Raw genomic sequence first — 19,194 nt, forward strand, 5'->3', positions numbered from 1 at the left:
GGGTTCTCCTTGGGCGACGGGCTCAGCCGGCGCGATAGTAGTCCGCTTCGGCGACGATCGTGTTCACGAGCCTGCCGATCCCTTCGATTTCGGTCACGACCTCGTCGCCCGGCTGCGTGTCCGCCAACCCCTCGGGCGTGCCGGTCAGGATCAGGTCGCCCGGCGAGAGCGTCATGAAGCTGCTGATGTGCTCGATCAGCGCCGGCACGTCGAAGATCATGTCGCGCGTGCTGCCGTGCTGCGTTTCCCGGCCGTTCACCGTCGTGCGCAGCATCAGGTCGCCCGCGTCGCCGATCTCGTCGCGGCTGACGAACCACGGCCCGAGCGGCGTGCAGGTGTCGCGGTTCTTCACGCGCAGGTTCGGGCGGTAGTAGTTCTCCAGATAGTCGCGGATCGCGTAGTCGTTCGCGACCGTGTAGCCGGCCACATAGTCGATCGCCTCCGCGCGGCTCACGTTGCGCGCGGGCCGGCCGATCACGACGGCCAGCTCGCACTCGTAGTGCATGTGGGTGGCATCCGCCGGGCGCACGGTGCGCGACCGGTGGCCGATGAACGTGTTCGGCCCCTTCAGGAAGATCAGCGGCTCGCTCGGTGCGTTGAACGCGAGTTCCTTCGCGTGGTCGGCGTAGTTGAGGCCGAGCGCGAACGTCGTGCGCGGCGCGACGGGCGGCAGCCATGCGACCGTCTCCTCGGCAACCACGCGCCCCGTGTCGAGGCGGATCGCGCCGTCGCCGGCCGGCTCGGCCGCATGCAGTGCGCCGTTGTAGATCACGCGCGCCGTCTTCATCGTGCCTCCTCCGCAATCAGCGTATGCCGCAGCGTGCCGATGCCGGCCGCGACGATCTCGATCGTGCTGCCCGCGCGCGCGCGCGGCGTGCCGCCGGCGACGCCGAGCAGCAGCACATCGCCGGCGTCGAACGACATGAACGCCGTCACGTCGGCGATCAGTTCGCGCACGGGGCGAATCAGCGTCGCGGTCGACGCCGATGCGGCCACCTCGCCGTCGATCCGCACGGTCAGTGCGAGCGCGTCGACCTCGGCCAGCGCGGCGGCCGGCACGATCGCCGGGCCCAGCGGGCAGAAGCCGTCGCGACACTTGAAGCGCACGGCCGGACGGTAGTAATCGGGATGCGGCACCGACACGTCGCTCGCGAGCGTGAAGCCGTGCACGTAGTCGAGCGCCTGTGCGGCCGGCACGCGCGTGGCGCGCCGGGCGAACACGACGGCCACCGACGCGCCGATCTCCAGCGCATCGACGCCGGCCGGCACGACGACGGCCGCTCCGTCGGCCGCATGCGTGTTGGCCGGCTTGATGTAAAGGATCGGCGCCTGCGGAGGGCGACCGTAAGGCGGTGCGTTTACCGCATCGCCGAGCGCGTCGAGCGCCGCGCGCTCGTTCAGCAGCGCACCGTAGACGGTACCGATGGCGACCGGCAACGGCGGCGCCGCGGCGGTCGTGCAAGACAGCTCCATGCGTCATTCCCCTGCCGCGCGTCGCGGCGCATCGTCAATACTTAACATCTTAAGTAAACAATCGGGTGCTGGCAACCTCGATTACCCTGATACGCGAAATTCACTACCTTCGGCTGTTAAGATTGATGCGTCCCCGTCCACTGCCCACCCCGATGAACCGTACGCTCGACCATCGCAACCTGGCCATGCTGCTGCTCGAGGCCCGCGAAACGCTGATGGGCCTGTTCCGCCCCATTCTCAAGGAATTCGCACTGACCGAACAGCAATGGCGGATCATCCGCGTGCTCGACGGCGAACCGGCGCATGCACTCGAAGCGGGACAGATCGCGCGGCGCTGCTGCATCCTGAGCCCGAGCCTCACGGGCGTGCTGGAACGGATGGAGCGCGACGGGCTGATCACGCGCACGCGCGCACAGGAGGATCAGCGCCGGCTGCTGGTCAGCCTGACGCCGCAAAGCAGGAAACTCGTCACGGAAATCGGTCCGCGCATCGACGAGCAATACCGGCAGCTCGAGTCGCGCTTCGGCCAGGACGGCCTGGAAGACATCTACCGCGCGCTCGACCGGCTCATCGAACTCGGCGGCAACGCGTGATGATGGTGCCCGCTCCCGCCAGCCGCGGGAACGGGCGCCGGTGCAGCGCGGGCGGTCAGTGCATCGCGCCGCGCATCAGCTCGGTCACGGCGACGCCGCGCGACGTGCGCATGCATTCCTCGACGTAATCGATGAACGGCAACGGCTCGAAATCGATTTCGTCGCGCACGCGGCTGTTGTCGAACACGCGATCGACCGTCGCGAATTCCGCGCAGCGCTGCAGCGCCCGGCCGATCACGCGCTCGAGTGCCGGATCGGGCCGCCCGAGCACGTCGCGCACCACCAGCGGCAGCTCGGCCGGCGCGCACGCCGCGTAGCGCGGCGCGCCCGTCATCCCCGCTGCCTCGTCCATCGCACGCACGATCTGCGCGACCTGCGGCGCCTCGTCGCCGGCCGACACGTGATAGAGATCGTGCGCGAGCGTCGGTTTGACGGCCAGCAGCATCGTCGCGCGCGCCACGTCGTCCACCGACACGATGTCGATGCGCGTCATCGGCCGTGCGGTGAAGCGGCGCGCGGCATGCGCAAGCCGGAACATCCAGAACGAGTTCGGCGCGGGCCGCGTGCCGAGCACCGTGTGGCCGACGACGTGCGACGGCCGCACGACGACGAGCGGCAGCCCGAGCGCGCGCAGGCGCTGCTCCGTTTCCGCCTTCGCATGCAGGTAGTCCGCCGCGAGCACCGCACCCGGCAGGCCTCCGCCGTGTTGCGCGACATCGTTCGCCGCGTCGTCCGCCACGACTGCTTCGTGCACGATGCCGCCGCGCCCCGCATGCGCATAGGCCGTGCCGACGTAGACGAAGCGCTGCAGACGCGGCGCCCGTGCGAAGCGTTCGGCGAAGCGCACCGAATCGGCGGTGTCCGCCTGCAGGTGCGCGCCGTCGGCCGGCGACGCATGGCCGGCGCAGTGGATCACGTGCGTCGCGCCGGCGAGGCGCGGCGCATCTGCGCCCTGCCACACGTCGCCGAGCGCGCCGACGATTACGTTCGCGTCGGTCAGGCGCGACGCCCAGTACGGCGTTAGCCCCGCGCGCAGCGCCGCTTCGCGCAGCCGCGCGACGGCGTGGCCGCGGTCCTGCGCGCGCACGACGCACACGATGCGTTCGAGCAGCCCTGCATTGACGAGCGCCGTCAGCACGGTACTGCCGATGAAGCCGGTCGCGCCGGTCAGCACCAGCCGCCCGACGTTCGCCGCCGCGACCGGTGCGCTGGCCGGCGACACGAGGCTCGTCCGCCAGTTCAGCGACAACGCGGTTTTCCAGATCAGCACGATAGTCTCCTTCGAAGAGTCGGCCGGGCCGCGCAGCGCCTGCGGTTGCGGGCTGCGCACGGCTCACCGGCCGGGCCGGAGCTGACACGCGCCCCGGCAGTCCCGATCGGGCGTGCGGCCCGCGATCGCGTCGATCGCACCTCTGGCACGAGGCGGCAGCCGCCGAGGACGGGCGTCCGCGGCACAGGATCGGGAAGTTCCCAGTGTGGGGCCCGATCGCGTGCAAGTCTGTCCCGAAAGTATCGTGAAAGTGTGCCGATTTGTGCGCGATTGTTGGAGTGTGTCGTTCCGGCCGCGCCGTCAAAACGCTGAAACATCGGGGCGGACCGCATCCCGGCGGTGCCGGATTGCGTCGACCGGCCCGGTTTCGGCGGCGGCCCGCGCGCGACAGATCGACGCGCCCCCCCGGCCATGTCATCCCATGTCTCGAACGTCACCGATGCGCGCGTCGACACCGCAATCGCCGATGCCACGTACGTTTGCGCGCGCCGCCGAAATGTCCGTGAATCGTCAGACGTCGTTTCATCTGAAACCGCAATGGACTCAATATGGATTTATTGCGGATTATCGCTTGCGTTTCACACCAGTCTATCTAGACTGTTCAAGTCCAAACGGTCAAATTCGTCCTTTCTTTCAGGAGACGTTCCAATGCGCCTCACCATTCGAATTAATGGCAGCGAATCGGCAACCCGGCAATCCTTCGCGGTACTGTGGGTGGATACCGACGAGGGACTGTGGTCGCGTGAGGCACATCAGGGCATCGATCTTCCGACTTGGGGCAAGGTCCGCGACGTCGAGGGCGCAATGGCGCTCTGCGCGGCCGACGGCGGAAAAGCCGTATGCCAGTTGAAGGGTCTGTCGTTCGGCGCGACGCAGCGCGAACAGGGCCCTGCCGTGCTCGCCGGCAATCATCCCGGCGCGTGGCGGCTGCAGGCCGTCGATCGCTGCACGACCCAGCCGGAATACCGGGAATTCATTTCCGTCGCCCGATAGAAAATTTTTTACGTAAAACGTCTGCGGTTTTCGGGTTTATTCCAGTTTCAGAGATAGTCATTTCGATATTCAGTATTAACGGCGCCTCATTCCGGGGCGCTTTTTATTTTCCGCTATTAAAGAAATAACCGAGGGCCGGGCAATTGATCGCATACCGGCGACGGCCGCGATCGACCGCCAGCGGACACCGCACGCCCGGATCGAGACTCCGCCGAGCGCCCGTCGCTCAGCATCTGCTGCGGCGGCGAAAATCCGCTCGCGCCCCACCTTTCCGGCACCACCTTTCAGCGCTTGCCGGATGATACCGCCCGCCTTTTCACGGGGCCGGAACATACTTTCCCCACACGACGTTTACTCATTTATTACAATCGCATTATTCAGACTGACCCGCCGCCGCCCGGCGGCCCGACCCGGCCATTGCATGAGCGTGAAAAAGAAGACCCACCCCGCCGATCCGTACTCGGCCGCGACGAAGAATCCGATGCTCGCGTCGCGCCTGCCGATGTGGCGCTCGAAGCTGGTCGTGATCGTTGTGTTCCTCGCGTTCGCCGCGCTGCTCGCGCGTGCCTTCTGGGTGCAGGTCGCGAACCAGGATTTCTACGTAGGCCAGGGCCAGAAGCGCTACCAGCGCACGATCGAGCTCGATGCGATGCGCGGGCGCATCGTCGATCGCAACGGCGCGATGCTCGCGGTCAGCCTGTCGACCTATGAAATCTGGGCGAACCCGAAACAGGTCGCCGATACCGACTATCCGCAGATCGCGAAGCTGCTCGACCTGCCGCTCGGCGAGGTCAAGCGGCGCCTCGGCAACGACAAGACGTTCGTGCTGCTCAAGCGGCAGGTCGACGCGGACACCGCGGGCCGCCTCGACAAGCTCGCGATCGACGGCATCACGCAGATCGCCGATTCGAAGCGCTTCTACCCGGAAGGCGAATCGGCCGCGCACGTGGTCGGCTTCACGAACGTCGAAGACAAGGGCCAGGAAGGCGTCGAACTCGCGGCGAATGCGCGCCTGTCGGGCACGTCCGGGCAGCGCGAGGTGATCCGCGACCGGCTCGGCCGCATCGTGTCGGACACGCGCCCGCTCGTTCCCGCGCAGCACGGCGCGACGATCGAGCTGACGATCGACCGCCGGATCCAGCAGCTCGCGTTCAGCCAGCTCAAGACGGCCGTGATCGAGAACAACGCGATCGCCGGCAGCGTCGTCGTGCTCGATGCGCAGAACGGCGAGATCCTCGCGCTCGCGAACTACCCGACCTTCGACCCGAACGATCGCGCGCGCCTCACGGGCCAGCAGTTGCGCAACCGCGCGGTGATCGACACGTTCGAACCCGGCTCGACGATCAAGCCGCTCGTCGTCGCGCTGTCGATCGACGAGCGCAAGGTCACGCCGAACACGATCATCAACACGTCGCCGGGCACCTACAAGATCGGCCCGGCCGTGATCCACGACACGTCGAACCATGGATCGCTGACGGTGTCGCAGGCGCTGCAGAAGTCGAGCAACGTCGCGCTCGCGAAGCTCGCGCTGAACCTGCCCGCCGAAACGATCTGGAACAAGTACCAGGAATACGGGATCGGCCGCGCGCCGGAGCTGACGTTCCCGGGCGTCGCGTCGGGCCGGCTGCGCGGCTACAAGCGCTGGCGGCCGATCGAGCAGGCGACGATGGCGTACGGCTACGGGCTGTCGATGTCGCTGCTGCAGATCGCGCAGACGTATACGGCCTATGCGGGCGACGGCACGCTGCACCCGGTGTCGCTGCTGAAGAACGGCACCGATCAGCAGACGATCGACGCGCATCGCGGCCACCGCGTGACGTCGCCGCAAACGGCCGCATCGATTCGCTCGATGCTCGAGATGGCGGTCGGCGAAGGCGGCACGGGGCGCCGCGCGCGCGTCGACGGCTACCGGATCGGCGGCAAGACGGGTACCGCGCGCAAGCAGGTCGGCGCGACCTATGCGAAGGGCAAGTACCGCGCGCTGTTCGCGGGGATGGCGCCGATGAGCAACCCGCGCCTGATCGTCGCGGTGATGATCGACGAGCCGCGCGGCAAGGGCTACTACGGCGGCACGGTGGCCGGCCCGGTGTTCGCGTCGGTCACGAGCGGCTCGCTGCAGTTGCTCGGCGTGCCGCCCGATGCGCCGGTCGAACCGGAGAAGCCGCAGCCGGCCAAGGCGGTTGCACCGCAGAAGACGGTCGAGGCGCCGAAGGCGGCGGCTCGACCGAAAACGGCTGCCGCGCAGAAAACCACCGCACCGTTGAAGACGGCCGCGCAGCCCGGCACGACCGTGCCGACGAAGGCGGCGGCAAGCTGAAGCCGCCAGGCGGGCGATGCGGCATGCCGCACCGCCCGCGCTCCATCTCCGTCCCCCGCTTTCATCCCACTTTCCAGGAACGCCCCGCATTATTTGAGCGTTCCGGCTGCGCCCTCCTGCAATTCTTTCGCGCTGCGGGCGGTCTTGCCCGCGCGCCGTCAATGCGCCGCCGCTGCTACCGGCTTCACCATCCTGCCGAGCACATGCTCGGTCATCCCGCGCGCGAGTTCGGTCTCGCCCATGAACACGGTGCCGATGCCCTCGCTCGACAGCAGCGCGGCCTCGTCGCCGCTGTTCGTGCACAGCACGACCTCGAGCGTCGGGTTGAGCGTACGCGAGATCTCCACGATCTGCCGCACGTCGAACACGTCCGGCAGCGTGACGACCAGCATCCCGGCGCGCGCGATATGCGCCTGCACGAGCACGATCGGCTCGATCGCGTCGCCGGACACGGCCGCGATGCCGTCGGCTCGCAGCTTCTCGACGAGCTCGCGGTTCTGCTCGACGACGACATACGCGATCCCGCGCTCGTCCAGCGCATGCGCGATCCGCGTGCCGACCTTGCCGTAACCGACGATCACGACCTGCCCGGTCAGGTGCGTCTGCGGCGTCGACATCGGCAGCGCGGCGAGCGGATCGTCGCGCGCCTCGAGCTTGCGCGCGAACGCCGAATGCTTGCGGATCCACGCGAGCGCCGGATCGATCATCGCGAACAGCAGCGTGTTCATCGCGATCGAGATCAGCGCGACCGCCAGGATCAGGCTTTGCCCCTCGGCCGACAGCAGCCCGAGCGCACGGCCGAGCCCCGCGAGGATGAACGAGAATTCGCCGATCTGCGCGAGGCCCGCGCCGACCGTCAGCGCGGTATTCAACGGATAGCGGAACGCGATCACGAGCGCGACCGCCGCGAGCGTCTTGCCGACCAGCACGATCGCCGCGACCTCGATCACGTGCAGCGGCTCTTCGATCAGCACCTTCGGGTCGAACAGCATCCCGACCGAGATGAAGAACAGCACCGAGAACGCGTCGCGCAGCGGCAGCGTCTCGTCGGCCGCGCGCCGGCTGAATTCCGACTCGCGCATCATCATCCCGGCGAAGAACGCGCCGAGCGCGAACGACACGTCGAACAGCTTCGCCGCGCCGAACGCGATGCCGACCGCGGCCGCGATCATGCACAGCGTGAACAGCTCGCGCGAGCCCGTGCGCGCGACGAGCCACAAAATGCGCGGGAATACGCGCTTGCCGACCACGAGCATCAGCGCGATGAACGCCGCGACCTTCAGCATCGTCACGCCGAGCGTGCCCCACACGCTGCCGCCGGCCGCCTGCACATCGCCGGGCGGCGTGCCGCCGAGCAGCCCCGCGACGGGCGGCAGCAGCACGAGCACCAGCACCATCACGAGATCCTCGACGACGAGCCAGCCGACCGCGATGCGCCCGTTGACCGTCTCGACGAGCCCGCGCCCCTCGAGCGCGCGCAGCAGCACGACGGTACTCGCGACCGACAGCGCGAGCCCGAACACGAGCGCCGCGCCGAGGCTCCAGCCCCACGTGAGCGCGAGCCCGCCGCCGAGCAGCGTCGCGACGGTAATCTGCACGACGGCACCCGGCAGCGCGATCTTGCGCACCGCGAGCAGGTCGCCGAGCGAGAAATGCAGGCCGACGCCGAACATCAGCAGCATCACGCCCACTTCGGCGAGCTGCTGCGCGAGCGACAGGTCGCCGACGAAACCGGGCGTGCCGGGGCCGATCACGATCCCGGCGAGCAGATAGCCGACGAGCGGCGGCATTTTCAGCAGCGACGCAAGGTAACCAAAGATCATCGCGAGACCGAAACCGGCCGCGAGCAACGCAATCAGGCTGACATCATGGGGCATCCCCCCTCCCGAGCTCTTGTAACTATTTAGTAAGGTTCAAGAATGGAAGGATAAGGGATGAGGCGGAACAATGGCGCGCTACCGCGAAAATTTCGCGCGGCGGCGCGCGCCTTTGCGGGGTGCAACCCCGGCGCAACGGCAGGCGCCGCGCGGGCTCGGCGGCGCCTTGAAGCGGCTCGGACAGGCGGGGCTGGCGCCCCGCCGCCCCGTCAGCGCGACGCTTGCGGGAACCGCGCGCCCGGCGGCGGTTCGGGGCGGGTCGACGGCACGCTCTTGCGCACCTTCGCGACCTGCGCGGCCGTCACCGGCGCGCCCGTGTTGCCCCAGCTCGTGCGCACGAAATTCGACACGTCCGCGACTTCCTGGTCCGACAGGCGCCAGCCGAACGGCGGCATCGTGAAGGTCGACGGCGCGGTGTGCGTGCCCTGCAGCGCGCTGCCTTCCAGCACGACGTGGATCAGCGACGTCGGATCGCCGCCCTGCACGACCGGGTTGCCGGCGAGCGCCGGGAACACGCGCGTGTAGCCGTGGCCGTCGCTGCGGTGGCACGCCATGCAGTTGTCGCGATAGACAGCCGCGCCCGGCTTGCTCGCGTCGCCGGCCTGCAAGGCCTTCGCGGCGGCCGCGTCGTACACGTGCGGCTGCTCGCCCTGCACGCGCGGCGGCAACGTCTTCAGGTAGCGCGCGATCGCATTCAGGTCGTCGTCGGTCATGTGCTGCATGCTGTGGCCGACCACGTCCGTCATCCCGCCGAACGCTGCCGTGCGCAGCGTGCGGCCGGTCTTCAGGAACTGCACGATCTCGGTTTCCGTCCACGTGCCGAGCCCGGTGCGCGGCTCGCCGCGCAGGCTGGTCGGCACCCAGCCGTCGATCGCCGCGCCGCCGGCCAGGAAGTCCGGGCCGTCCGCGTCGGTCAGCCCGCGCTCCTGCATCGTCGCCGCGCGCGGCGTGTGGCACGCGCCGCAGTGGCCGAGCCCCTGCACGAGATACGCGCCGCGCGCGACCGCCGGGTCGGTGTACGGCGCCGCGTCGAACGGCTTCGGCGACGGCGCGAACATCTTGCGCCAGATCCCGAGCGGCCAGCGCATCGACAGCGGCCATACGATGTCGACCGCGCGGTTCTCGTGCTCGACGGGCGCGACGCCGTGCATGAAGTACGCATACAGCGCCTTCATGTCGTCGTCGGTGAGGCGCGCATAGGACGGGAACGGCATGGCCGGATACATCGTGTCGCCGTTCTTGCGCACACCCTCGCGCACCGCGCGGGTGAAGTTCTCGAACGTCCAGCCGCCAAGCCCGGTTTTCGGGTCCGGCGTGATGTTCGTCGAATAGATTCCGCCGATCGGCGTGTCGAACTTCAGCCCGCCCGCGAACGGCTTGCCGCCGCTCGCCGTGTGGCATGCGATGCAGTCGCCCGCGCGGGCCAGGTATTCGCCGCGCTTGACGAGGTTCGCGTCGGCGGATCGAGCCGCAGGCGCGGCCGCCGGGCCCGAAGCCGCCGCGGGCGCAACCGCCGGTTGCGCGAAAGCCGCGGTGCCCGCGAGGCCGAACGCGGCCCAGGCCGCGCCGGCCGCCAGCGCGCGCCGCACCGGGGAAAGGCGGCGCGCGGCGTTGTGGTTCATCGTCCTCTTCATGCGGTCACCAGCGGGGCGGGATTCTTCAGGTATTGCTCGCGGATCGCGCGTGCCGACCAGTAGGCCAGCGCCGCGATGATCCCGGTCGGGTTGTAGCCGATGCCCTGCGGCAGCGCCGACGCGCCCATCACGAACACGTTGTGCACGTCCCAGCACTGCAGGTAGCGGTTCAGCACGCTCGTCTTCGGGTCGGTGCCCATGATCGCGCCGCCGACGAGGTGGGTCGTCTGGTACGCGCGCGAATCGAAGTGCTTGCCGAACTCGCGCGTCGACACGCCGATCGCCTTCGGCCCCATCGCTTCCGCGATCTTCTTCATCTGCCCGGTCACGTACTGCGCCATCCTGATGTCGTTGTCCTTCCAGTCGAAGGTCATCCGCAAGAGCGGCTGGCCGTACGAATCGCGATAGGTCGGATCGAGGTCGAGATACACGTCGCGGTACGACATGTTCGTGCCGTGCGCGTCCATCGAGATCGTGTGCGCGTAGTAGTCCTTCACGGACTTCTTCCACGCCGAGCCCCACTGCGGCGTGCCGGGCGGCGTCGCAATGCCGCTGATCGGCTTCGCGCCGGCCTGGTTCACCCACAGCGGCGAACCGCCGACGAAACCGAGCGGGCCGTGGTCGAAGTTGTCCGCGTTGAAATCGTCCACCGCGACGCCGTTGCCGCCCGCGCCGATGAACGGATTCGTGTAGGTGTCCTTGTCGAAGAACGCCTTGATCGTCGACAGGTTCTGGTACGCGAAATTGCGGCCCACGACGCCTTCGCCCGAGATCGGGTCGTACGGCTTGCCGATGCCCGACAGCAGCAGCAGGTGCACGTTGTGGTACTGGAACGCGGCGACGATCACGAGATCGGCCGGCTGGTGCACTTCGCGCCCGGCCGGGTCGACGTAGGTGACGCCCGTCGCGCGTTTCTTCGTGTCGTCGAGGTCGACGCGCAGCACGTGGCACTTCGAGCGCAGCTCGAAGTTCGGCGCCTGCTTCAGCGCGGGCAGGATGTTCAGGTTCGGCGACGCCTTCGAGTACATGTAGCACGCGTAGCCGCTGCAGTAGCCGCAGAAGTTGCATGGGCCCATCTGCACGCCGTACGGGTTCGTGTACGGGCCCGACGTGTTCGCCGACGGCAGCCGGTACGGATGCAGGCCGAGCGACTGCGCCGCGTCGAAGAAGCGCTGCGCCGAATAGGTATTGAGCTGCGCGGGCAACGGGAAGTGGTTGCTGCGGTTCGCTTCGAACACGTTGCCGTCGCCGACCACCTTGCCGCCGACCTTGTACGCCTGCCCCGACGTGCCGAACACCTTCTCGGCGAAATCGAAATGCGGCTCGAGCTCGTCGTAGCTGACGCCGGTGTCCTGGATCGTCATCCCGGCGGGGATGAACTTCTTGCCGTACCGCTCTTCATAGTGGCTGCGCAGGCGCAGCTCTTCCGGCGTGATCCGGAAGTGCACGCCCGACCAGTGCAGCCCCGCGCCGCCGACGCCCTCACCCGGCAGGAACGCGGCGAGCTGCCGGTACGGCAGCGCGGTGTCCTGCACGCCGTGGCGGATCGATACGGTCGTCTTCGACAGGTCGACGAACAGCTTCTTGCGGACGTTGTAGGTCAGCTCGTCGATCGTGTTCGGATACGCGCCGTCCGGATAGGTGTCGCGATACTCGCCGCGCTCGAGCGCGACGACCTTCAAGCCCGCTTCGGTCAGTTCCTTCGCGAGAATCGCGCCGGTCCAGCCGAAGCCGACGATGACCGCATCGACATGCGGCTTTTTCTCTGCGGCCATCAGGTGCGCTCCCCGTTGATCGAGACGGGGCCGTACGGATAGGGCTTGCCGTTCTGGTTGACGAAATCCATGAAATCCGCGCGCGCGCCCGGGAAGCCAATCATCTTCCACGCGGCCATGTCGCGATTGCCGCCGTGCACCGGATCGCAGAAGTAGCCTTCGCGCGTGTTCTGCAGCAACTGGCCGAAGAACACGCCGGGCGGCACGTCGTCGATCTGCGCGCCGCCCTTCTCCAGCGCGCCGAGCACGGTGTCGCGCGTCGGCGCGTCGAGATCCGCGAACGCGTTGCCGTGGGCCTTTTCGCAATAGCGGTTGACGGCCGCGATGCCGAGCCGGTAGATGTCGCGCGGCACGAGCTTCAACTGGTAACCGAGCTCGGGCACGCCCTGCTGGAACGGCCCCTGCATGTACCACGTCGCACCGTGCGCGTACGGCGTCTCCATCTGGCGGTCGATGAATTCGGGCACGCCCGATTCGAGCGCGCCGGGGCCTTCGGCGTCGGCCGGAATCAGCCGGTCGACGGCAGCCTGGACGAACGCCCACTCCTTCGCATCGAAGAAGGTCGGCTTGTACGGGGCGCGTTCGGCGCTGGCGGAAGCGGCGGGCACGTTGCCGGCCGTCGTCGCGGATGGCGACGACGCGCGCAGGTCGCAGCCGGCGACCGACGCGATCGGCACGAGCGCGACCGACGTGCGCAGGAAACGGCGGCGCGAGTTGGGTTTGTCAGGTGGCGTGGACATGGTCGGATGTTGATCGTTGGGGATCGGGGGCCGGACGCGCGCATTCCGCATACGGCGGGTCCGGCACGGCAGCCGTGCCGCATGCGGCCGGCCGTCCTGTTCATTCGTGTGTTGCGAACAACCTCGATGCGGGCGCCGGCCGCGCAATGCGCGACGGCGCCGTCATGCAGCCGCGTGCGTGCCGGTTCCGGCGGCGCGGATCGACCTCTTCGCGGGCCTTATCGTCGGACAAATACCGGCCTGCCGGCCTGGATCTGCCCGCCATCGCCATGACCATGTTCAACCTGGACGCCGCGCTTGCCACAGCAGGCGCGACGCGCACGGCCCTCTCTCGGGTCCGGCGACGAGTGCCGCGAATTATATATGGAACCGGTTCCATTGCTAGATGGTTCGATGCAATTCAATGCATCGAAAATTGCAACAATCGAAAAATCCGGGAGCGGGAATGCGCAAGGATGGCGCGCTCGCCGGCCGAGCCGCGCGCCGGGCAGGCGATCGGCCTGCGTCGGGCGGAACCGACGGCTGTCTGTTTCCAGCCACGCGGCGCAACGCGTCGGTGCCGGTTTGCACGGTGCTCTGGTAGCCCCCGCGTCTCATGAATACACAGAAGAACAAACCGCCGGTGCATCTGTCGCCGGACATCCGGACTGCATTGGCCGTCGGCACACGCTACGGCGTGCCCGCGATTCTCGAAGTCGATGCGCAGCACATGCACCGGCAAGGCCACACGTTCTTCGTCGCCGAAAACGGCGTATGGCTGACCGACGCCGTGCCGGCCGAATATCTCACGCAGATCGACACGCCGGCGCGCTGAGCCGCACGCCGCTCACCGCGGCCAGAACATCGACGCAAGCGACAGCGCAAGCGCCGCGCAAAGCGGCGAGTAATACAGCGTGTCCATCCGCGCGAAACGCGACCCGCGAACCCGCTTGAAGAAGCCGACATAGCGGAAATCGCCGACGGCCCGCACCGCGAAGATCAAGGCGAGCGCAACGACCGCGAATGCGATCGTGTCGGGATACGCGTTCCGCCCCAGCCAGCCGGCACGCGCGGCGACCACGCATGCGCCGGCCAGCAGCGCCGCCGCGACGGCAAACGTGCCGACGGCGGTCGGCCGCAGCAGCGGCATGCCGTCCTGTTCCGGAATGGCCGCACGCTTGCCGAGCCGCCCGCCAAACGCCCAGTAGACGTGAACGAGCGCGATCGCGCAAAGCGTCGGCACGCTGAAATACGCGCCGGTCATGTCGATAAATGTCCTCGTCTCGTTGTCTCGTCGTTTTGCCGGAAGATTCCGGCACGCGGCCCCGGCCCGCGACACGCAAGACGATACCGAAACCCGGCATCGCGCGCATTGCGGCGTCCGGTCGCAGCCCGCCGCAGTGCGTGCTGCGGTGCAATGCGCAGACATCGTCGTGCCGGCCGCCCGCTTGACTTCCCTCAACGCACTACTACGCTGGTATTCCAGTACTGCGGTCGGCATGCCCCAGCGCGACCGGCCGCACGCGCATCGTTCGCCGCGCGGCGCACATGCACGACAACGATAACGAAGGCCATGGAGGCGACTCATGCTGATCGGTGTGCCGAAGGAGATCAAGAACCACGAATACCGCGTCGGCCTCACGCCGGCCGGCGCGCGCGAACTCACGCGGCACGGCCATACCGTGCTCGTGCAGCGCGGCGCGGGCACGGCGATCGGCCTGCTCGACAACGACTACACGGCCGCGGGCGCATCGCTGTGCGACGGCGCCGACGAAATCTTCGCGCGCGCCGACATGATCATCAAGGTCAAGGAGCCACAGCTGGCCGAATGCGCGATGCTGCGGCGCGGGCAGATTCTCTATACCTACCTGCATCTCGCGCCCGATCCCGAACAGGCGGCCGCGCTCGTGAAGTCCGGCGCCGTCTGCATCGCGTATGAGACCGTGACGGCGCCCGGCGGCGGCCTGCCGCTGCTCGCGCCGATGAGCGAGGTGGCGGGACGCATGTCGATCCAGGTCGCGGCGACCCACCTCGAAAGCCCGCGCGGCGGCCGCGGCCTGCTGATGGCCGGCGTGCCCGGCGTGCCGGCCGCGCACGTGGTTGTGCTCGGCGCGGGCGTGGTGGGTACCGGCGCGCTGCAGATGGCGGTCGGCCTCGGCGCGCGCGTCACCGTGCTCGACAACAACGTGAACCGCTTGCGTCAGCTCGACCTCGTCTTCGCCAACCGGATCACGACCGTCTGCTCGAATGCGCATACGATCGACGAAGCCGTGCGCGAAGCCGACGTCGTGATCGGCGCGGTGCTCGTGCCCGGCGCATCGGCGCCGCGGCTCGTCACGCGCGACATGATCGCGACGATGCGCACGGGTGCCGTCGTCGTCGATGTCGCGATCGACCAGGGCGGATGCTTCGAGACCTCGCATGCGACAACGCATGCGGACCCGACCTTCGTCGTCGACGGCGTCGTGCACTACTGCGTCGCGAACATGCCCGGCGCGGTCGCGCGCACGTCGACCTTCGCGCTGAACAACGCGACGCTCGGGCATGCGCTCGCGCTCGCCGACAAGGGCTGGAAGCAGGCGATGGCCGACGATCCGCACCTGCGCGCGGGCCTGAACGTCTGCGACGGACACATCACGTACGAAGCGGTCGCGCTGGCGCTCGGCCTGCCTTATGTGCCGGCCGCCGGCGTGCTGGCATGACATGAACGCACGGCTGGCAGCACGCGTTGCCAGCCGTCTTCACGCACCCTTCGACCGGCTCCGCTTCGACCCGCCGCCCCCACCCATCGTGCGCGCGAGCAGCGGCCGCAGTTGCGCGAGCGTGCGCGTGTTGAGCACGTCCGGCCGCGTGAGCCAGCCGCGTCGCGCCTGATCGACGCCGTACGCGAGGTTGTCGAGTTCGTCCACGCTGCACGCATCCGAGCCGATCGCGACCGGCACGCCGGCCTTCGCGGCCTCGCGGCACCAGATGTCCGGCAGGTCGAACCGCCGCGGCTGCGCATCGAGTTCGACGAAGCAGCCGCGCGCCGCGGCCTGCGCGATCACGCGCGGCACGTCGAGCTCGCATGCGTCGCGCTCGCCGAGCATGCGGCCGGTCGGGTGCGCGAGTATCGTGAAATGCGGGTGGTCCATCGCGCGCAGCATGCGGTCGGTCTGCGCGGCGCGCGACAGGTCGAAGCCGTCGCGTACCGCGCCGACGACGAGATCGAGCCGGCCGAGCATCGCGTCGGGCATGTCGAGACTGCCGTCTTCAAGAATGCCGGCTTCCACGCCCTTGAGCAGCACGAAATCGTCGAACGACGCATTGACGCGATCGATCTCGTCGAGCTGCCGCGCGAGCCATTCGAAGCCGTTGCGGCCGCCGTCGGCAGGCGGTGCCCGGTCGGTGACGGCCAGGTACGCGAGCCCGCGTGCGCGCGCCGCGTCGGCCATCGCACGCAGGCCGTCGCGGCCGGCCGATGCGTTCGTATGCGCATGCAGGTCGCCGTGGATATGCTTGCGCTCGACCAGCGCCGGCAGCGTGCCCGCGCGCGACGCGTCGATCTCGCCGCGATTCTCGCGCAGTTCGGGCGGCACGACGTGCAGCCCGATTGCATCGTAGACCGACGCCTCCGTCGTGCCGGCAATCCGCTCGTCGCCGCGAAACACGCCATATTCGTTGATCTTCAGCCCGCCGGCCTGCGCGATCCTGCGCAGCGCGATGTTGTGCGCCTTCGATCCGGTGAAGTAGACGAGCGCCGCGCCGAACGCATCGGCGTCGACGACGCGCAGGTCGACCTGCAACCCGCCGTCGAGCACGACGCTCGACTTCGTCTTGCCGTGCGCGAGCACGCGCGCCACCTTGTCGTAACTGACGAACGCGTCGGCGACCGCAACCGGATCGCGTGCGGTGGCGAGAATGTCGAGATCGCCGACCGTCTCGCGGCGGCGGCGAAAACTGCCGGCCGGCACGACCTTGCCGACGCCTGCCACCGCGCGCAGGCGTTCGAGCAACGGCGTCAGCGCTTGCTCGGCATCCGGCAGCAGGAAACGCTGCGGTTCGCGCTGCAGGCGCTCGTCGATCGCTTCGAGCAAATGCGCTTCGGTTTTCGCGCCGAAGCCCGGCAACTCGCGCACGTGCCCGCTCTTCGCTTCGACGCGAAGCTGTTCGAGCGAATCGACGTGCAGTGCGTCATGCAGCGCCTTCACGCGTTTCGCGCCGAGCCCCGGTACGTCGAGCAGCTCGACGATCGCGCCCGGCAGCGCGTGGCGCAGCGTTTGCTGCAGTCCGCAGGTGCCGGTCGCGGCGATCTCGCGCAGCTTCGACGCGAGATCGGCCCCGATCGACGGAATCTTCCCGAGATCGTCGCCGTTCGCGATCATCGTCGGGATGTCGCGCCCGTAGTCGGCGATCGTACGCGCGGCGTTGCGGTAGGCACGCACGCGGAACGGATTGGCGCCCTGGATTTCGAGCATGTCCGCGATCTCGGCGAACACGGCCGCGCACTCGGCATTGTGGATCGGCATGATCGGCGTGGCTCCCTTCCACGTGGATGGCGCCGCACGCGTGCGCGACGGCGTCTGCCCGCCCGGCGCCGCATGTCGACGCCGCCGGGCGCCCGTTCGTCATGCTACGCCGGCCGCGCATCGCGTGCAGCGCGAAAGCGGGATCGCGAGCGCGACGTCAGAGCGATGCGCGCGGTGTCGTCGCGTAGCGTCGCTCGTAGACCGACTGACAGTGCGTGCAGCGCTCGGCGGTCGGGCGCGCGAGCAGGCGCTCATAGTCGACCGGCGCATCGCAATCGATGCATTCGCCGTAGCTGCCGTCGCGCATCCGCAGTTGTGCGCGTCCGATCGCACGCAGTTCGGTCAGCTTCATGCCGATCAACGCATGATCGACGTCGACGAACAGATCCGCGTTCGCCTCGTCGCCCTCGTCCGGCGACGCGCCGGCAAGATCTGCATAGGATTCCGACGCGCGCTGGTCTTCGCTCGTGCGGATCTCCGCACGCAGCATCTGCTCGCTTTCCTTCAGCCGCTGTTGCAGCATCTGCCGTTGTTGTTGGTCGAGCGCCATGGCCGTCTCTCCTGTTCCGGGTTCCGCGCGGAAAGTGTGGCGCGCGGTGTCGCGCCGGTGCGCGGCGGATAGACACGACCGGCGCCGCCGCGCCCGGATATGCGCCCGGGCGCATGAAGCGCCGGATGCATTCGACGCAGGATAAACCCATTGAACACGCGTGTGTTGACCGGAATCAGCGCGGCGCTCGCCGCATGCTTGCGGAAACTGGGGACGGACGCGAAAACGCGCCATCGCCGGATTCGTCCGATGCAAACGCCGCGAAGGATCGCTCGATCCGCAGCGCAACATGACGTCATCGCACGTCAGGCATCGGCACGAACGATGTCGAGCAATGCGCGCGCCGAGCGCTGCCAGCTGTAACGCTGCGCATGCTCGCGGCCCATCGTGCGCAGCCGCGCACGCAGTTCGGGATCGTCCATCACGCGCGCGATCGACGCCGCGATATCCGGCGGCGAATACGCATCGCAGAACAACGCCGCTCCGCTGCAGACTTCCGGGAGTGCGCCCTCGTGCGACACGACGACGGGGCAGCCGCACCGCATCGCCTCGAGCGGCGGCAGCCCGAACCCTTCGTACAACGATGGAAAGACGAAGCAGCCGGCATGCTCGTACAGCGCCTTCAGTTCGCCGTCGGTCACGTAGCCGGCCCACGTGATGTATGGGTCGTCTTCGCGCAAGCCGGCTGCCCGTGCGCCGAAGATCTTCGCATTGGCGCCGCCCGCGATCACGAAGCGCAGCGTCGGATGCGACTCGCGCATCAGCGCGATCGCGGCAAGCGCGCGCACGAGATTCTTGCCGGGCGCGAGCGACCCGACGAACAGCACGTAGCGGTCCGTCTGCAGATTCAGCCGCGACAGCACGCCGGAGTCGGCATCGATCCGGTCGATATGATCGACTGCGCCCGGCACGACCGACAGGCGTGCGGGCGGCACGCCAAGCCGCGCGGCCAGCCGCGCCCGCGAAAAATGCGAGACCGTCACGATATGGCGCGCGCGCCGCTTCAGGATCGAGAACGCAAAGCGATACCACAGACGGAACGCGAGCGAATAACCGGCCGGCAGATCGAAAATCGCCGCATCGTGAATCATCAGCAGTTGATCGCGCTTCGCCAGCGGCCCGATGTTGCACAGGCTCAGCAAGGTCCGGCCGCGCGTCGTGCGCGGCAGCGTCCATTGTTCCCAGAGCGCGCCGTGGCGGCGACCGGAGGCCTGCGACCGCGCGCCGTCCGGCAATGCCGCCGGATCGTGATCGGACGGCACGACCAGCGCCGGCGCATCGTCGGCGTTCGCGATGCGCGCGAGCTCGGCCGTCAGTTCGTATGCCACCCGCTGAACGCCCGTCATGCGCTGCGCAGTGAATTTTCCGTTGATTGCGAGGCCGCGCAACCGCGCGGTGTGCGCGGCTGTGCCGACGCCCCGTTTGGCGCGCGCTTCCTGCAATACAGGTGCGCCTCGCTCCCGAATCGACGTTGACATGATCGTG

At 68.4% G+C, this 19,194-nt stretch carries 16 protein-coding genes; 5 read left to right on the forward strand and 11 right to left on the reverse strand.

Going from position 1 to position 19,194, the window contains the following annotated elements; translation table 11 throughout:
• Positions 1–22: 22 nt before the first annotated feature.
• Positions 23–787 carry a fumarylacetoacetate hydrolase family protein gene (locus tag ACPUER_RS06700; protein ID WP_425130686.1) on the reverse strand — a complete coding sequence of 255 codons (765 nt, stop codon included), beginning with the start codon at positions 785–787 and terminating at the stop codon, positions 23–25.
• Positions 784–1,473, reverse strand: a complete 690-nt coding sequence (locus ACPUER_RS06705) for a fumarylacetoacetate hydrolase family protein (protein ID WP_310139722.1) — start codon at positions 1,471–1,473, stop codon at positions 784–786. The genes ACPUER_RS06700 and ACPUER_RS06705 overlap by 4 nt, the downstream gene beginning before the upstream one ends.
• A 152-nt stretch (positions 1,474–1,625) precedes the next feature.
• Here ACPUER_RS06705 and hpaR point away from each other — a divergent pair, with 152 nt between their 5' ends.
• Complete coding sequence (hpaR, locus tag ACPUER_RS06710) at positions 1,626–2,066, forward strand: homoprotocatechuate degradation operon regulator HpaR (RefSeq protein ID WP_034179682.1); 441 nt, start codon at positions 1,626–1,628, stop codon at positions 2,064–2,066.
• Positions 2,067–2,121: 55 nt separating this feature from the next.
• Here hpaR and ACPUER_RS06715 read toward each other — a convergent pair whose 3' ends face one another.
• A complete protein-coding gene (locus ACPUER_RS06715) occupies positions 2,122–3,336 on the reverse strand; it encodes an SDR family oxidoreductase (RefSeq protein ID WP_425130687.1) in 1,215 nt (404 codons plus the stop codon).
• 648 nt (positions 3,337–3,984) lie between these two features.
• Here ACPUER_RS06715 and ACPUER_RS06720 point away from each other — a divergent pair.
• Together ACPUER_RS06720 and ACPUER_RS06725 are read left to right on the forward strand one after the other, a co-directional pair.
• A complete protein-coding gene (locus ACPUER_RS06720) occupies positions 3,985–4,329 on the forward strand; it encodes a DUF3564 family protein (RefSeq protein WP_072436660.1) in 345 nt (114 codons plus the stop codon).
• Positions 4,330–4,750: 421 nt separating this feature from the next.
• On the forward strand, positions 4,751–6,646 hold the full coding sequence (locus ACPUER_RS06725; protein WP_310139709.1) for a penicillin-binding protein 2: 1,896 nt from the start codon (positions 4,751–4,753) through the stop codon (positions 6,644–6,646).
• Between the two features lie 158 nt (positions 6,647–6,804).
• Here the strand turns inward: ACPUER_RS06725 and ACPUER_RS06730 are convergent, their stop codons facing one another.
• From ACPUER_RS06730 to ACPUER_RS06745, 4 genes are all read right to left on the reverse strand, one after another.
• Positions 6,805–8,523 (reverse strand): cation:proton antiporter, encoded by a 1,719-nt coding sequence (locus ACPUER_RS06730; RefSeq protein ID WP_034179686.1) that lies wholly within the window; start codon positions 8,521–8,523, stop codon positions 6,805–6,807.
• Positions 8,524–8,732: 209 nt separating this feature from the next.
• Positions 8,733–10,157 (reverse strand): cytochrome c, encoded by a 1,425-nt coding sequence (locus ACPUER_RS06735; RefSeq protein ID WP_425130688.1) that lies wholly within the window; start codon positions 10,155–10,157, stop codon positions 8,733–8,735.
• A complete protein-coding gene (locus ACPUER_RS06740; RefSeq protein ID WP_425130689.1) occupies positions 10,154–11,932 on the reverse strand; it encodes a GMC family oxidoreductase in 1,779 nt (592 codons plus the stop codon). Before ACPUER_RS06740 ends, ACPUER_RS06735 begins: the two co-directional genes overlap by 4 nt.
• Positions 11,932–12,672: a gluconate 2-dehydrogenase subunit 3 family protein gene (locus ACPUER_RS06745; protein ID WP_310139698.1), complete on the reverse strand. Its 741-nt coding sequence runs from the start codon at positions 12,670–12,672 to the stop codon at positions 11,932–11,934. The genes ACPUER_RS06740 and ACPUER_RS06745 overlap by 1 nt, the downstream gene beginning before the upstream one ends.
• 595 nt (positions 12,673–13,267) lie before the next feature.
• On the opposite strand from ACPUER_RS06745, the gene ACPUER_RS06750 reads away from it, so the two are divergent.
• Positions 13,268–13,486 carry an RNA 2'-phosphotransferase gene (locus ACPUER_RS06750; RefSeq protein WP_425130690.1) on the forward strand — a complete coding sequence of 73 codons (219 nt, stop codon included), beginning with the start codon at positions 13,268–13,270 and terminating at the stop codon, positions 13,484–13,486.
• Between the two features lie 12 nt (positions 13,487–13,498).
• Here ACPUER_RS06750 and ACPUER_RS06755 read toward each other — a convergent pair whose 3' ends face one another.
• Complete coding sequence (locus tag ACPUER_RS06755; protein ID WP_425130742.1) at positions 13,499–13,915, reverse strand: DUF3995 domain-containing protein; 417 nt, start codon at positions 13,913–13,915, stop codon at positions 13,499–13,501.
• Positions 13,916–14,237: 322 nt separating this feature from the next.
• Here ACPUER_RS06755 and ald point away from each other — a divergent pair, with 322 nt between their 5' ends.
• Positions 14,238–15,353 (forward strand): alanine dehydrogenase, encoded by a 1,116-nt coding sequence (gene ald / locus ACPUER_RS06760; RefSeq protein WP_175958980.1) that lies wholly within the window; start codon positions 14,238–14,240, stop codon positions 15,351–15,353.
• 39 nt (positions 15,354–15,392) lie between these two features.
• On the opposite strand, the gene polX is transcribed toward ald, so the two are convergent.
• The 3 genes from polX to ACPUER_RS06775 all read right to left on the reverse strand — a co-directional run bounded on the left by polX (position 15,393) and on the right by ACPUER_RS06775 (position 19,187).
• The gene (gene polX, locus ACPUER_RS06765) at positions 15,393–17,159 is read right to left on the reverse strand and encodes a DNA polymerase/3'-5' exonuclease PolX (RefSeq protein ID WP_425130691.1); all 1,767 of its coding nucleotides are present in this window, start codon (positions 17,157–17,159) and stop codon (positions 15,393–15,395) included.
• Positions 17,160–17,316: 157 nt separating this feature from the next.
• Complete coding sequence (locus tag ACPUER_RS06770; protein WP_425130692.1) at positions 17,317–17,709, reverse strand: TraR/DksA family transcriptional regulator; 393 nt, start codon at positions 17,707–17,709, stop codon at positions 17,317–17,319.
• A 305-nt stretch (positions 17,710–18,014) separates the two neighbouring features.
• Positions 18,015–19,187, reverse strand: coding sequence for a glycosyltransferase family 4 protein (locus ACPUER_RS06775; RefSeq protein ID WP_425130693.1), 1,173 nt, complete (start codon positions 19,185–19,187; stop codon positions 18,015–18,017).
• Between the last annotated feature and the right edge of the window lie 7 nt (positions 19,188–19,194).

Origin of the sequence: Burkholderia sp. DN3021, from assembly GCF_049805555.1 — a bacterium.
In the GTDB taxonomy this organism is placed as follows: domain Bacteria; phylum Pseudomonadota; class Gammaproteobacteria; order Burkholderiales; family Burkholderiaceae; genus Burkholderia; species Burkholderia pyrrocinia_C.

Coding starts and splice junctions, on each gene's coding strand:
- ACPUER_RS06700 (WP_425130686.1), bottom strand. CDS start 787: ATGAAGACGGCGCGCGTGATCTACAACGGCGCACTGCATGCGGCCGAG.
- ACPUER_RS06705 (WP_310139722.1), bottom strand. CDS start 1,473: ATGGAGCTGTCTTGCACGACCGCCGCGGCGCCGCCGTTGCCGGTCGCC.
- hpaR (WP_034179682.1), top strand. CDS start 1,626: ATGAACCGTACGCTCGACCATCGCAACCTGGCCATGCTGCTGCTCGAG.
- ACPUER_RS06720 (WP_072436660.1), top strand. CDS start 3,985: ATGCGCCTCACCATTCGAATTAATGGCAGCGAATCGGCAACCCGGCAA.
- ACPUER_RS06725 (WP_310139709.1), top strand. CDS start 4,751: ATGAGCGTGAAAAAGAAGACCCACCCCGCCGATCCGTACTCGGCCGCG.
- ACPUER_RS06730 (WP_034179686.1), bottom strand. CDS start 8,523: ATGCCCCATGATGTCAGCCTGATTGCGTTGCTCGCGGCCGGTTTCGGT.
- ACPUER_RS06735 (WP_425130688.1), bottom strand. CDS start 10,157: ATGAAGAGGACGATGAACCACAACGCCGCGCGCCGCCTTTCCCCGGTG.
- ACPUER_RS06740 (WP_425130689.1), bottom strand. CDS start 11,932: ATGGCCGCAGAGAAAAAGCCGCATGTCGATGCGGTCATCGTCGGCTTC.
- ACPUER_RS06745 (WP_310139698.1), bottom strand. CDS start 12,672: ATGTCCACGCCACCTGACAAACCCAACTCGCGCCGCCGTTTCCTGCGC.
- ACPUER_RS06750 (WP_425130690.1), top strand. CDS start 13,268: ATGAATACACAGAAGAACAAACCGCCGGTGCATCTGTCGCCGGACATC.
- ACPUER_RS06755 (WP_425130742.1), bottom strand. CDS start 13,915: ATGACCGGCGCGTATTTCAGCGTGCCGACGCTTTGCGCGATCGCGCTC.
- ald (WP_175958980.1), top strand. CDS start 14,238: ATGCTGATCGGTGTGCCGAAGGAGATCAAGAACCACGAATACCGCGTC.
- polX (WP_425130691.1), bottom strand. CDS start 17,159: ATGCCGATCCACAATGCCGAGTGCGCGGCCGTGTTCGCCGAGATCGCG.
- ACPUER_RS06770 (WP_425130692.1), bottom strand. CDS start 17,709: ATGGCGCTCGACCAACAACAACGGCAGATGCTGCAACAGCGGCTGAAG.
- ACPUER_RS06775 (WP_425130693.1), bottom strand. CDS start 19,187: ATGTCAACGTCGATTCGGGAGCGAGGCGCACCTGTATTGCAGGAAGCG.